Below are 14467 nucleotides of genomic sequence, written 5' to 3' on the forward strand. Positions count from 1 at the left end.
GTTTTGACAGCGCCTTCAAGAATTACCTTTTGGTAGTTTCTTTAGAATCCCTGTTGCTTCAGCACAGGGAGTGTCAATTAATATCCAAATTGCAAAGTCACAGAAGCTTCTACCTGCTGTTCCCCTCCCACCACAGGCGTTGTAGCGTCAGCAGCAGCCATGCGAGCACCAGCCAATTGCCGATACATTGGAGGCGGCGCGATCGCACCGTTGACTTGAATGCCCAGAATGTCTCCCCGCTTGAGGTTAAGCGCGCTAAAGACTGCATCCGCTTGCGCTTGAGCATCTTGAGTTGCTTTGCGGAGTGCTTGTTTTCGAGCAGATTCGATCGCACTTTCGGTGGCGGCAAAACTCACGCCGTCGATGCGTGTGGCTCCGGCATTCACCGCATCGTCAAGCAAAGTGCCGGCAGATGCAGTATTAATCCGAAAACTGACGGTATTGGTCGCCGTATAGCCTGTCAAGCGCTGTTGGTTGTTGTCGAAGTTATAAATGGGATTGAGGGTGATGCCTGCAGTTTCGAGTTTTTCGACTTGGCGCGATCGCAGCAACTCTACCACAGCGGACGATCGTCTCGCCGCTTCCTGCTGCACCTCGGCCGCCGTTTTCCCCTGCACCTCAACCCCCAGCCGCACTTGCGTTTGGGTTGTCGGAATCGCTTCCACACCCCGCCCAGTAACAGTCAACGTTCTGATCCGCTGTTCTTGAGCCACCGCCGGATCTAATCTCACAAAACTAACGAGAGTTAAGGTTAAACACAACGCTGTTACCAGACTACGGAAATTAATGCGATCGCGACGTTGCAAATTTGAATTCATAAACTTGACTCTCCTCACATACAACAGATGCTATACTTTACCTTCCCACTGAAATTGCTAAATATCCGGGTTGTTACATTTTTAGCAACTAAAAAAATAGTCAGTAATATAGTCAGTAATTTTGATATCATTTCTCTTCGCTGTGCTTATCTCCCTGGTCAGCTTTCCACTTAATATCTTTGTAAAAGTGAGATGCACCCATTAAACAGTCTGTGACATATTCCATAACGACGGGCTGTTGGGTATATTCACCCGATCGCTTTTCGATTAAGCTGCGCCACGTTAAGGATTCTAGGGACTCTAATAGGGTCGCCCGTGAAATTGCAGGTACAATGTCGGCTTGCAGTTGAGCAATGGTTGTACATTCTCGATTAATCGCCAACAAATACATGATGGTTTTTTCTACGGGCGACAATCGCTCAAATTGCCGAGCTAACAAGCGGCGGATGCCATTAAATACCAGTGTCTTTTCTTGCAAAAATGTGGCAATATCTCCATCAAACAAACTCTGAATTGAGGCAGAAACTATTTTTACTACCAGCGGATTGCAACAATACAATTCACAAAGTTGGCGTTTTTCCGCATCGGTTCCCACGAGTTGCTTGGAGTCAATGAATGCCAGGGATGTTTCCCTGCAACCTTGCACAGAAAGCGATCGCACTGCTCCGTTTAAATCTTCTAATATGGCGACTTTTGAGGATTTCTCACGACTGGTAAGTAAAATACAACTCTGATGACTGGCTTCTCCCAGTAATTGAAATAATTCACCATAGTCTGTGAAATCTTGCTGGTAGTATCCGGCGCAATTTCCTGCTTGTAAAATCGTTTCTTGATTATCTAAAATCACCAAACAGCGATGGGTTTGCAGCCAGTACAGGAGCCGTTCGGGTTTAGCTTGGATATCTTGCTGGTTAGAAAGGAAAGGCACCAGTTCGGACAACAACGTATCTAAGAGAGGGGCGTTACGGAGCGATCGCCAAATAATAAATTCAAATTGTTCTTGTAAGAGTTGAGCGACTTTAGCCGCTAAGGTACTTTTACCGATACCACCCATTCCCACCAAAGCAATCAGTCGGCAGCGATCTTGTATTATCCATTGAGTAAGGGTTTCAATCTCTTCAACTCGACCTTGGAAGCTGGAAACATCGATCGCCTCGCCCCAATCTATTGACGGTTGGATTTGAGGTTGGGGAGTGGCGATCGGGGTATCAAAGTGAGTGAGAATGCCGCGCAGGTTGGTTTTGTTGACTTTCCGACCCAATGCCTCACTTAGGATCTTCCAAAACTTGGGGCCAATGTCCCGCTGTAGATAGTTGATGGAGTAGCCAGATCGCTCGGCGATGCGATCGTAGGTCAAGTTGTTCCAGGCACCGAACAAAAGAGCAACTTCAACCTCAGTGAGCGTTCTAGCGATTTTGCGGGCGATCGCATGGTTGACCACTTCCAATGCCTGCTCAAATTCCATCTATTTTCTCGCTCTGTATAAAACTGCCTCTACCTTAAATCATACTTTACATACTTGACAAGTCCATACTTTCCTGTAAAGACAGCATCGGGGAGTTTTGATAAATTATTAACAACCAGGGGTTCCAAGGCTTGAAAGCTTAATCATCTACAACAACTCTCTATAGATAACCGCTCGCAACACAACGCATCAACAGGTTATCTAAGCTTATTGGGAAGCATTTACATCGCGTTAGCAACATTGATAGCCGGTTTCAGTCCGGTAGCTTTACTGTGCAAAACTACTGTCAATGAAAAAAACAATCTCCTACAATTGAGGAACAAATGTATGTCAATTCAATCCATCTCACCAAAATACCACTGGACATTTAAAGAAATTAGTGATTCTGTTACGAAAGATACAATTAGTGCTGCAACTGCTACTTTGTCAAATGTAACACTGAGTGGACAGGGACGCATTGGTAATGCTGTAGTTTTGAATGGTTCTGATAACTCATATATCTCGCTTGGAAATAGCATTGGTCAATTTGGTCGGGCAGACTTTACGGTTGCTTTCGGTATAAAAATTGCAAAAAACTCTAAGGGAGTCGAACTACTAGGAAATCGAACGTCAGATGCTCACGGAAATTTTTTCACTATTCGATTCAGCCATGAGCAGTGTATCCTTGTGGAAATTGATGAAGACAATAATGCAACAAACTATATATCCCTTAATAGTACTCCAGGATTCAACGATGAAACTTGGCACCACATCGCGTTTGTACGGCAGCAAAACGATTTAAAGCTTTATATTGATGGCAATTTGTCAGCCGGAAAAACTTCAAGTGGGATTGCTAATATTGCTAATGGCAATGAATTAAGAACAGGAAAAGCTAATCCTAGTTTTCTCGCTTCGCCTAAAGCTGAATTTGAAGATATACGAATCTACGATTGCGCTTTGTCTGACCAACAGATCTCAGCATTAGTTCCTCCTCTTAAAGAGGGCGAAATTGAGTTAATAACAGCGGGGGGTACAGAGGATGTAGCACGAATCTGGAGAAGTGATGTGGCTGATTTGAGCTATGTTAGATCTACCTTTGAAAAGTTGCGGCTCGGAACTAATACAGGAGCTACCTTGTATAAAGACGCTAACTTTAGTGGGACTTTTCAAGAAGTTGAAGCTGATGTGCCCCAATTGTCTCAAACAAAACTGGCGGCATCACCAAAATCTATGCGTATCTGGTCAACTGTGGGCAAACCTTTCACCGGTAAATGGGCAATTCTGGCACCTAATGGTCAATACCTCAGTCTTGCCTATCCCACACTAGCTACCAGTCCTAGTATTACAGCCTTTGAACTATTTGATTTTCATATCAATATTGAACAGCAACGAACGCAATTGCTTCCAGGTTTATCATTTTCACCAAGTCATAGTGCATTTGCAATATTAACTAATGAAGGTTTGCGTCAGACTTTATTCTCTGTAGAGGAAGAAACTGGTTCCCATCATTTTTCCTTAGTTAATAGTCAAAAAAATCTTTGGTTAACCTTTCAGCCCCTCGGCAATCTAATTTTCCTCAAGTCTTATAATGGGCAATATCTTCGTGCGAAAAATGAGGGTAGGGGAGCGATTTTCGCTGACTATTCATATCCTCGTGCTGACTCTGTATTTGAACTCATTAAATTGCAGAAGGACAAGGTTGCTCTCAAGTCATTTCAACGAGGTCTTTATCTTGGTTATTTAGGGGCAAACATTGATCCTGTTAATCCCGTCGTAGCTGATTGGGGAGGAGAAGTTCCTGACGATTGGCATAGTTATGAATTGCGTGAACTTGGGAATAATCGATTTGGATTTAAAACCAATAGTGGTACGTATTTTTGCGCTGAGGATGGCGGTGGACGAGAAGTCGTTGCAAATCGTTCCGTTCTGAAGGGTTGGGAGACATTTGAGCTAATCCCAACTTCAGTTGGACAATTTAATTGGACAAATCAGCACGAGGAAAGAGCTATTTTTACCCGTGCTATTAAGATAGCTGAAAACGAAAGTCAAGTCGGAGAGCTTTTGCAGGGGGAAGCGGCTTTCTCTGAGCAGCCTGCCTACTGGGGAAAAACTTGGGTTTTTTACAGTAGCTGTAGCGATTTTCGTGCAGTTGAAGGACTAAATGATGCAGTCTCCTCAATTCGTCTTGGTTCTGAGACAGGCGTAACACTTTATTCTGATCCAGATCATGGGGCTACTTCACAGGATCGAGAAAAAGATATTGAGGATATTGTGGAGCATGTTCCTAATTTGAGTGAGTCTCAAGTTGGTAACGACAAACTCTCTTCAGTCAAAATTTGGAGCAAGATTTCGCCTACAAAAGCTAATGTTTCTTTTAGCGTTAGTATGAGTCAAGATTATAAGCTTGTAGGAGAGGAACTCCAAGATTTTTCGTCTTATCGAACAATCGTCAAGTTCCTGCCAGAAGTGACGGAAGTAGAAGTTTGGGCAACTGATTTAACCAAGTTTGAGGTGGATGAAAAGGACTACGAGGTTGATGAAGATCGTTCTATCAAACTTCCTCCCAATGACATGAATCGTCTGATGATTACGTCTGAAGCTGAAGGAATCAATACTCCAGGCTTGAAGATTCGTACCAATACAATGCAAAGTCATGAGCGGATTGTAATCTTCCCAGACCGCGAGGTACACCGTCAACTTGCAAACCTGGAAGATGGGGCACTGTGGGAAGCAACAGATGCTCAGGGCCATTCTTTGATCAATCATGATTCTTATGATGTGGAGCAGGTATCCGCTGTTCAAAATACAATCACTAAGACAATGAAAACGGTGAGTTATGTTGCCGTTAAAGATCAGGAAGGCAATAAATTACTGAACCGAGAAATATCTGGTGATACTGTTGATAAGCCTTGGGAACTCAAATTTAGTACTTCTTCTAACAGTAGTGCAGGAGTGCGTACTTTCGGAACACTTTCAACGGAAAGTCAACCGTCATCCTCTGCATCAATTCTTCAAGAAACAGAATTGAGTCAGAATGAATTTGAACAATTATTAACCCGTTCTAGCGCACCACTAGCTCAGGGAATAAAGGAGTGGGGACAGAGAATCAAAAATGCAATCAAAACGGCTGCCTCTTTTGTAGTGGGTGTGGCTGAAAAAGTGGTGCAGTTTATTGTCATCACTGTTGAGCAGGTGCGTGATGCCATTAAAGGAACGGTTGAAAAAGTTGAAGCTTGGATTCTTGATACGGCTGAAAAAGTAGGCGCGTTCGTTGAGGGAGTTGTCGAGAAAATTGGTGTTGCTGCTAAACAGTTTGTGGAATATCTCCGTTCTCTTTTTGACTGGGGCGACATCCTAGACACGCAGCGTTATCTAGCAGATGCGATCGATTCTGGCTTAGGTTATGCCGTTAAGCTGGCAGATGCAGCTAAGGAACCTGTTTCCAACTTCATGTCTGAGTTACGTGAAACTGTGCGAGACAGCCTTAATGAAACAATCGACAAGTTAGAAGGTGATAAATCAGAGCTTGACAAGTCTGGTCCCGATTTACCTGAACAACTAGAATGGTTACTCTCAAAACTCACAAGTAACTCTAAAGACTCCGACGAAGATTCCACACCAGCCCCAGCGAATCCCTCTGACGCATCTTCTGATTCCTCAGATCCTCTGGATAGTTTCATTTCCAACCTGCTAGGAAAGTTTGAAACAATTGGAGCAATGATGCTGCGGAGTCTGGAAGGGTTAGGGGAAACCATTACCACTTTAATTCTTAATCCTTATCGTCCCCAGTTAGCATTGGTTGCCATTCTTAAGATGGTTCGAGATGTTATGGATGATTTTTTGCAATTAATTGAAGAAATTGCCATTAATTTTCTCAATATTATTGGGTTAGTAGTGGAAAAATTCCGGCAACTAATCACCAGTGAAATCAATTTTCCATTTATCACAGCTCTCTTCAAAAAAATTGGAGCAGGAACTTTAAGTGCACTCAACTTGACTGCTTTAATGGTGGCAATTCCAGTTACCATTTCATCAAAGCTCATTTATGGCAGAAAGCCCTTTGAAGGTTCTCCTCAGCTTGCCCTTTCTTTAAATGAATCGATGGGCTTTGGATTTAAGATTTCAGGTCTGGCAACCAGGGGGCTTAAGACAGTAGTAGATGCTTGGGAGCCTATCCAAAAACGTAGTGAAAGTTTAGAAGCTGTAGCAGGCAAGGGAACTGCATATGGCAAGTGGAATAAGTTGACATCCTCGATAAAGATCCTCTTGACTACTGTGACATGGTTAGGGAGTTTTCCAAAATCGCCAAATCATGGTGGAGGGTTTCCCTACAACATCGCTGATAGTTCTCATTCAGTATCCAAATCCAATCAAGAAGAGATGTATTGGCAAAGAGTGCTGTGGGGTTGGCGGACAAGTGCTTGGGGAATTAGCTCAACTTTGGACATCCTTAAAGTTACAGCTAATGTAAGTAGTAAGCCAGGATTGTCCAAAACATTAAATGGTGGTTTAAAAGATTATGACACCCTTATTCGCATATTCCGATGTTTAATTTCCTGTGTCGATATAGCGTTAACCAGTTTGTATATTCATCACGTGAGTGATGATCGAAAGAAATCGTCACAAATAATAAGAACATTTCCAGGGATTACTGAAGTCTTCAAGATTGACCCTTTTAAGCCTTACAGCCCGACTTTGCCAATAGGGCTATATATTATTGCATTGTGCTGTAATGGAACTGTCATTGGACTTGAAAGCGATTTACTCAGAAATCCATAGATGTGTTGACTTGGAATCTGCAAAGCTTGAATATTGAATTCTGCTGGCAAAAGGGTTTTACTGGGGCAGATGTAAGGGTTGGGCATCTAGACACAGGTATAGATGCTATTCACCCTGTATTGTGTGATCGCATTGCCAACTTCGCTCTATTCGATACCGATGGGTCAATTATTCCTGATGTTCTTCCCCAAGACTCTAGTGATCATGGGACCCATACTGCAGGCATTATTTGTGGGGGTATTGTTGATGGAAAATCCATTGGCGTTGCCCCCGATGCCAAACTATGTTCCGGTATGGTGATTGAAGGAGGAAAACCCCTAGTGCGAGTTTTATGCGGGTTAGATTGGATGTTTGATCAGGGTGTGCGAGTGGTTTGCGTGTCTCTTGGCATACCGGGCTACAATCCCTTGTTTGAGATTATTCTGGCAAGATTGCGACGCAAAGGTGTGTTATGTATCTTCCCTGTGGGTAACTCAGGACGAAAAACCTCATATTCACCCGCTAATTATCCAGGAGTCATTGCTGTTGGCGCAGTTGATCAAAACAATCGGGTTGCCAAATTTTCGGGTAGTGAGGTGTTTGATCGATCAATTGATCCGATCAAACCCAACTTGGTTGCCCCTGGTGTCGATATTCTTTCTGCTGAACCCGGTGGAGGTTTGAGTAAGCAAGATGGTACTTCTATGGCTGCCGCTCATGTAGCTGGGGTTGCAGCACTTTTGTTTCAAGCAAAACCCGAAGCTACTGTTGAAGAGATCGAATATGCCCTATTGACAAGCTGTTTGCCATTACCGGATGTCGATCAGAAACGAGTTGGCTGTGGTCTAGTGAATCCAGTAGGGGCTTTAGAAATATTGCTTGCTTCAAAAAAGATAACAACTGGAGTATTGTAATGCCTCACGTTGATCCACGTCTAAATCGCCATCTCCGAGATGCTAATTCTGAGATGTTGATTGATGCAATTTTCATTATTTTAGAACCTCATCAAAATCCCTTGGAGATATGGGAAGATAATGGATTCGCCAAACAAATCATCCAGCAAATTATTCAGGAGACCAACGAGGAACCGTCTTTTCTGCGGTTTATTTCACGAGCTAATGCTGTTGCATTGACAGCACATCCTAAATTTATCAACACTCTCTTAACTCATTCATGTGTGAAAGTAGCCAGTTCTGCAACAATTGATCCCTTCCATTTCTAGGTAAAATCTTGAATTTTTTTTTGTAAATATGAATGTATTGGATAAGATAATAGTTCTTTTTTATAAAGGATTGCAGGGGTGGCAGAAAGTGTGATCGCTTTCCTAATATAGAGAGGCGATCTCTATCGCTTCTATCCATTAACCTCCAAAGAGTTGCTCCAGTCATCGAGCAAATTGAAATGAGAAGGGGGGTCAGCTTATAAAACTATCAAGGATTGAGAAAATTTGAGGCAATACTCAAGACAGAATATAGAAAAACTAGCCATTTTAAATGCCTGGGTGACATCTGGTGTTGTCTTGCTTAATATGCTGATGGCATTCATTGCTTTCAGTGTCACAACTTTTGAATCCCTGTCTCTCATGATTTTTTTGTCTGGAACAGTGGGAGGAGCCGCCAGTAATTATCGACGTTTGCAAGAAGCCTATGTGCAGCAACTCAGAAAACCTACGCCCGAGTTTGAACCACCGATAACTTATATAATTGAAAAAAATAAGTTCGATGAATTTTCGGTTGTAGAAAAAGATGTTACTAAGTCTCAGATAAATTTATCCGAACTTGGAACCAACACACCTATAATTGAACAAAAATCCACCCTTATCGTCCTGAAATTGCAGATATTTTTATCACCCTTGTTTGGTGGATTATTTGCATTTGTTCTTTATGGAATCTTTGCTTCTGGAATAATTCAAGGCGAACTATTTCCAAAATTTAAAGGTTCAGGCGAAGAGTACAGCACACCATACAAGTTTGCCGATAACACTTTGCCTGCCACCAATGCAGATACAGCCAAAGCAATTTTATGGGCATTTGTCGCTAGATTTGCTGAAGGATTTGTCCCAAATTTTATTGATAAATTAGTCAAGGATGGTGAGCAAAAAAATAATTAATAGAAAATACTTACTAAATAGCTATTAATTAAGCTGTTACGCATTTAAATTGGAAAATTGGGACAGGCTAGAAGCCCGTCCCACAAGAGTTTTATTGATTTTCGACACACAGTTTAAATGTAGAACAACTTATAGACATATTAGTGGCGCTGATTTTTCATGAACTATGAGAATCACTGCCCAGATATGCTATTTCTTTAAGTTGCGATCGTGCACACTCATTTGCCAATTTACGCACTACGCGGCTCAGTGTGATTTTCAGCAAGGGCGATCGCCCTTGCTGAACCTCCAATCGCTGATTGAGCGCACGGGCAATTTTTTGCAGCATTAAAAGGGAGTGTCCCTCATACTCAGCATCTTCAAGCCACGCAATCACCGACTGTTTTGCCCCAATGCGATCTGCAAGTTGCTGTTGGGTCAATCCTGCTTGCGTCCCAATCTCATAAATGAGATTACGACAGTATACCGATATCGTTATTGACAAGTCAGATTTAGACTGGGATTTTATTTTAAATCATTCTAACCTTCCTTCATTCGTGTATTATGGTACTTTCGCTGCTTAAAAATTGTCTGGACTATTGAATAGTGTAAAACTTTCAAATATGCAATCGTTAAAACAAGTTGCCCGCCGACTCAAAAAAGAGAATTACGCGGTTTATTTAGCCAGTACAGACCAGAGAGTACCTTGGTACGCCAGAATTTTAGCAGGCCTTACGGTTGCCTATGCTTTTAGCCCGATCGACTTAATTCCTGACTTCATACCGATTCTTGGCTACTTGGACGATTTGATAATTGTACCTGTGGGAATTTGGCTGGTACTGAAGATGATTCCGCCACAGGTTTTAGCCGAGTGTCGGGAAAAAGCAGCCGCAGAAATAGAGCGAGGAAAACCGATAAATCGGGCTGCAGCTGTTGTGATTATTGCCATTTGGGTTGGCTTGGGAATATTAGCAGCAATTTGGCTGACACGGATATTTAAACGTTAAAAAAAATTATCTATCTATTTATAGTGTAGGGTGCGCGCCGAGCACCTTACCTTAAACAACTCGCGTGACCCAAAAATATTTAAAGTTAAAAAAATCACCTATCTAGTTATAATATAGGGTGCGCCTAGCGCACCTTACGTTAAAAAAACTCGCAGTATCGCATACCAAGTATTATTTACCGCTTAAAAAATTAAACTAACTTTCTAGCTATGACTCAAACCACTGATTTCCTCAGCCACCTCAACCCATCTCAGCGCCAAGCAGTCGCCCATTATAACGGGCCGCTGTTAGTAGTAGCGGGCGCTGGTTCCGGCAAAACCAGAGCTCTAACTTACCGAGTTGCTAACTTAGTTCGCACGCATCGAGTCGATCCTGAAAATATTCTCGCGGTGACATTTACAAATAAAGCCGCCAGGGAGATGAAAGAAAGAATTGAGAAATTGCTGGCAACTCAGCAAGCTGAAGCCGAATATGGCAAAGCTTTGGTAGACTTAGCCCCGGATGTGCAGACGAAATTGCGATCGCAAATTTACCAAAGAATTACCAAACACATTTGGATGGGAACTTTTCACTCTTTGTGCGGCCGCATTCTCCGCTACGATATTGAAAAATACCAAGACGAAAAAGGCCGCCAGTGGAAGAAAAACTTTTCGATTTTTGACGAGTCAGATGCTCAAAGTCTCGTTAAACAAATCGTCACCAAAATCCTGAACCTCGACGACAAGAAATTTGACCCGCGAAAAGTCCGCTATATCATCAGCAACGCTAAAAATAAAGGGTTGTCGCCTCAAGAATACCACGCCGCAGAACCGGATTATCGAGGTCGCGTGATTGCCGATGTTTACAGTCGCTATCAAGACGCTTTAGCGGCCAACAATGCCCTAGATTTTGACGATTTAATCCTCGTTCCTGTTAAACTTTTGAGCCAAAACGAGGAAGTATTAAGTTACTGGCATAAAAAGTTTTGCCATATTTTAGTTGACGAATACCAAGATACCAACCGCACTCAATACGATTTGATTCGGATGTTGGTGACAAATAACGCCGACCCGAAAAGCTTCGATAAATGGCAAAACCGCTCAATTTTTGTCGTAGGCGATGTCGATCAATCAATTTACAGCTTTCGGATGGCAGATTATACCATCTTGTTGGAATTTCAAGAGGATTTCGGAGATGGTTTGTCCGACGAGAAAACTCAGACAATGGTAAAATTAGAGGAAAATTATCGATCGCGCGAAAACATCCTGCAAGTCGCGAACCACTTGATCGAACACAATACCGAACGGATAGAAAAAATTCTGCGCCCGACTCGCGAACCGGGAGCTCCGATTGTTGTCTGGCGCGCCGACAACGAATTAGATGAAGCGGAATTTGTAGCAGGTCAAATTCATTCCTTAAAGCGCCAAAACTCCGAATACGAAAACGGCAGTAACTTTGCCATTCTCTACCGCACGAACGCTCAATCTCGCTCCTTTGAAGAAGCGTTAATGCGTTTAGACCTTCCCTACAATATTGTCGGCGGTCTAAAGTTTTACGATCGCAAAGAAATCAAAGATATCCTAGCATACCTGCGGACGCTTGCCAATCCCGACGATAGCGTCAGCCTCAAACGTATCATCAATACTCCCCGCCGCGGGATTGGGGATACCACATTTTCCAAAGTCGAAGACGCTGCAACTCAATTGGGCATTCCGTTGTGGGAAATCCTCAGCGATGAATCTTCTGTCAATACTCTCGCAGGGCGATCGGCAAAAGCTATTATTAAGTTTGCCGAAATGATTGGCCGTTGGCAATCGCAAGTTGAAACCCTGCCGGCTTCGCAAATTGTCCAAGGAATTATCCAAGATTCAGGCTACATTGAAGATTTGAAAAATCAAGGAACCGAGGAAGCAGAAAATCGCATAGAAAACGTCAGAGAATTGTACAATGCAGTGCTGCAATTTGAAGAACAAAACGAAGAACCGACGCTGACATCATTTTTAGCAAAAGCATCTTTAGCATCCGATTTAGATGACTTGCAGGAAGAAGATTCCCGCGTGTCGCTGATGACGCTGCACTCAGCAAAAGGATTAGAATTTCCCGTGGTATTTCTAGTCGGGATGGAACAGGGTTTATTTCCCAATTTCCGCAGCTTGGACGACCCCAAAGCGATCGAAGAAGAACGCCGTTTGTGCTACGTCGGCATCACTCGCGCCCAGGAATTGCTATTTCTCACCCACACTCGCGAACGTCGCCTCTGGGGAGGTTTCCGGGAACACTGCACCCCTTCGCTATTCTTAGGAGAATTGCCGCCGCATTTGCTGGCTGGAAGTGCGAAGAAAACTAAAGCCGGGAAAACGGCTGCATCTAAAGGAAAAACTAATAATTCAGCAGCAAATTCTGCGAGTTCTAAAGCGGGAAACAATGGACAATCGGTGGATTGGCAAACGGGCGATCGGGTTTTTCATCATGCTTTTGGAGTTGGAGAAATTACCCACGTTTTGGGAGAAGGCGATAAAACTAATCTGGCAATTAAGTTTTCAGGTTTGGGCAGAAAAATCATCGATCCGAGAACAGCTAAGTTGCAGCGAGTTTAAGTAAAAATATAGCTAAGCATCTGCGTTAATCTGCGTTAATCTGCACACATCTGCGGTTTCCCTATCCATCCAAGATTTATGCAATAACTCTAATCAGTTAAACTTCGCATTGCTAATAACGCCGCCCCATAAGCAGCCGCAGTATGAATCGGCGTTAATACAGACACTTTTAAATAACGCTTTCTAATCGCACTCCAAACCGCATTTTTAGCCCCGCCGCCAGCAGTATAAACTTTTGTCAAAGGAGTTGCACCCAATTCTTGCAATAATTGATATCCCCGCGCTTCAATCCGCGCTATGCTTTCTAGCAAACCGTGCAGAAATTCCACTGAATCAGTTGGACGCGGTTCGAGTCGGGGTGGCAAATTCGGGTCATTAATCGGAAAGCGATCGCCCTTTTTCAACAATGGGTAATAATCCAGCAAACTCTCTTGTGCTGGATCAATTTGTGTGCTATAGTTATCCAACTCAACATCAGTAAAAAAGTGTCGCAGCACCGCACCTCCGGTATTAGAAGCACCTCCAACTAACCACAAATCGCCTAATTTGTGACTGTAAATCCCGTATCTAGAATCATCGACGCGGGTATGACTTAACAGTTTGACTGCTAGTGTAGAACCGAGAGAAGTTACTGCTTCCCCCGGTAAATTGACACCGCTTGCTAAAAATGCTGCGATGCTATCGGTTGTACCAGCACAAACTGTACAATCGCGGGGAAAACCGAAGCGATCGCCCACTTGAGATATCACTTCCCCCACAGGCGTCCCCGGTGCGACAACTTGCGGCAATTCAGGAGTTGCAGCGCCCGCAATTCCCTGTGTCAGCCAATTCGGATAGCACAAAGTATCAACATCAAAACCCAGTTTCAAAGCATTGTGATAGTCGCTAATTCCTAATTTTCCGTGCAGCAGAAATGCCAGCCAGTCAGCTTGATGCAGGAAAACTGTAGGGGCGATTTCCTCTCGAAAGTCTTGCAACCACAGGAGTTTTGCCAGACTGGATGTTGCGCTCAATACTGTGTGGTTATCCGGCGCGATCGCCCGCAACCTCTCTGTCACCGCTGCACCACGCGCATCATTGTATAAAATCGGTTCGCATACTGGTATACCCTCCGTATTGCACAGCATGACAGTGGAAGATGTGCCGTCAAGGGCGATCGCCCTTACCTGATTGCGGATTGCTGGGGGAATTTGCTCGATCGAATCCCACAGCGCATTTTGCCACACCGAGGGCAATTCAGGCTGTTGTTGCCCGTTGTTGGCAAAAGTATATTCTGTCTCACAATGTATTGTACCCTGGGAGTCTATGACAGTCGATCGCGCGCCCGTGGTGCCGAAATCTATTCCCAAATAAAGATTCATTTGCCACTCCCGCGAATTTTCCTATATTTGACGAAACCACAAAGTTTATTTGCGTCTTATGGTTGTTTCTAACCCAGCTTTTTATGCTGCGGAAAATTTGGATTTAATTAGAGCATAAATTTCTAATCATTGAATTTTCCCGGCTTAATTTATGAAATATTTTCCCCTACTACCGTGCTTCTACATAGTCACAGAGCGTAGTGGGTTGGGGAAGCGGTAAACCTTCTTCTCGCAATCCTTCTAAGTGAAATTCGATTGCTTCTTTAATTTGCTGCTGTACTTCCGCAAGGGTAGCGCCTGTGGCTGCACATCCGGGCAAATCTGGTGGATATGCTGAATAATTATTGGGTGTTTTTTCAATCACAATGGCATAACGCATTAGTTGTTTTGCTCATCTTTATGATTTGTTTCCCT

At 43.4% G+C, this 14467-nt stretch carries 11 protein-coding genes; 6 read left to right on the top strand and 5 right to left on the bottom strand.

Annotated features, from left to right (window positions below):
- Positions 1 to 77 precede the first annotated feature (77 nt).
- A complete protein-coding gene (locus tag Q5691_RS22680; RefSeq protein ID WP_333347200.1) occupies positions 78 to 818 on the bottom strand; it encodes an SIMPL domain-containing protein in 741 nt (246 codons plus the stop codon).
- A gap of 127 nt (positions 819 to 945) precedes the next feature.
- A complete protein-coding gene (locus Q5691_RS22685; protein ID WP_333347203.1) occupies positions 946 to 2283 on the bottom strand; it encodes an NB-ARC domain-containing protein in 1338 nt (445 codons plus the stop codon).
- Between the two features lie 327 nt (positions 2284 to 2610).
- Here Q5691_RS22685 and Q5691_RS22690 point away from each other — a divergent pair, with 327 nt between their 5' ends.
- The 4 genes from Q5691_RS22690 (at position 2611) to Q5691_RS22705 (ending at position 9130) form a co-directional block, all read left to right on the top strand.
- A complete protein-coding gene (locus Q5691_RS22690) occupies positions 2611 to 7041 on the top strand; it encodes a LamG-like jellyroll fold domain-containing protein (protein ID WP_333347206.1) in 4431 nt (1476 codons plus the stop codon).
- 26 nt (positions 7042 to 7067) lie between these two features.
- Positions 7068 to 7934: a S8 family serine peptidase gene (locus Q5691_RS22695; RefSeq protein ID WP_333347210.1), complete on the top strand. Its 867-nt coding sequence runs from the start codon at positions 7068 to 7070 to the stop codon at positions 7932 to 7934.
- The gene (locus tag Q5691_RS22700; RefSeq protein WP_333347213.1) at positions 7934 to 8242 is read left to right on the top strand and encodes a hypothetical protein; all 309 of its coding nucleotides are present in this window, start codon (positions 7934 to 7936) and stop codon (positions 8240 to 8242) included. Before Q5691_RS22695 ends, Q5691_RS22700 begins: the two co-directional genes overlap by 1 nt.
- 279 nt (positions 8243 to 8521) lie before the next feature.
- Positions 8522 to 9130 carry a hypothetical protein gene (locus tag Q5691_RS22705; RefSeq protein WP_333347215.1) on the top strand — a complete coding sequence of 203 codons (609 nt, stop codon included), beginning with the start codon at positions 8522 to 8524 and terminating at the stop codon, positions 9128 to 9130.
- 157 nt (positions 9131 to 9287) lie between these two features.
- On the opposite strand, the gene Q5691_RS22710 is transcribed toward Q5691_RS22705, so the two are convergent.
- Positions 9288 to 9551: a hypothetical protein gene (locus Q5691_RS22710; protein WP_333347218.1), complete on the bottom strand. Its 264-nt coding sequence runs from the start codon at positions 9549 to 9551 to the stop codon at positions 9288 to 9290.
- A 181-nt stretch (positions 9552 to 9732) separates the two neighbouring features.
- On the opposite strand from Q5691_RS22710, the gene Q5691_RS22715 reads away from it, so the two are divergent.
- Positions 9733 to 10116, top strand: coding sequence for a YkvA family protein (locus tag Q5691_RS22715; protein WP_333347221.1), 384 nt, complete (start codon positions 9733 to 9735; stop codon positions 10114 to 10116).
- A gap of 209 nt (positions 10117 to 10325) precedes the next feature.
- Entirely contained in the window at positions 10326 to 12692 is a 2367-nt protein-coding gene (gene pcrA, locus Q5691_RS22720; protein ID WP_333347224.1) for a DNA helicase PcrA, read from the top strand.
- Between the two features lie 89 nt (positions 12693 to 12781).
- Here pcrA and Q5691_RS22725 read toward each other — a convergent pair whose 3' ends face one another.
- Positions 12782 to 14053, bottom strand: coding sequence for an FGGY-family carbohydrate kinase (locus Q5691_RS22725; protein ID WP_333347227.1), 1272 nt, complete (start codon positions 14051 to 14053; stop codon positions 12782 to 12784).
- Positions 14054 to 14222: 169 nt separating this feature from the next.
- The gene (locus Q5691_RS22730) at positions 14223 to 14432 is read right to left on the bottom strand and encodes a type II toxin-antitoxin system HicB family antitoxin (RefSeq protein ID WP_333310752.1); all 210 of its coding nucleotides are present in this window, start codon (positions 14430 to 14432) and stop codon (positions 14223 to 14225) included.
- Positions 14433 to 14467: the final 35 nt, after the last annotated feature.

This window comes from Microcoleus sp. w1-18aA5, assembly GCF_036701705.1.
Taxonomy (GTDB): Bacteria; Cyanobacteriota; Cyanobacteriia; order Cyanobacteriales; family Microcoleaceae; genus Microcoleus.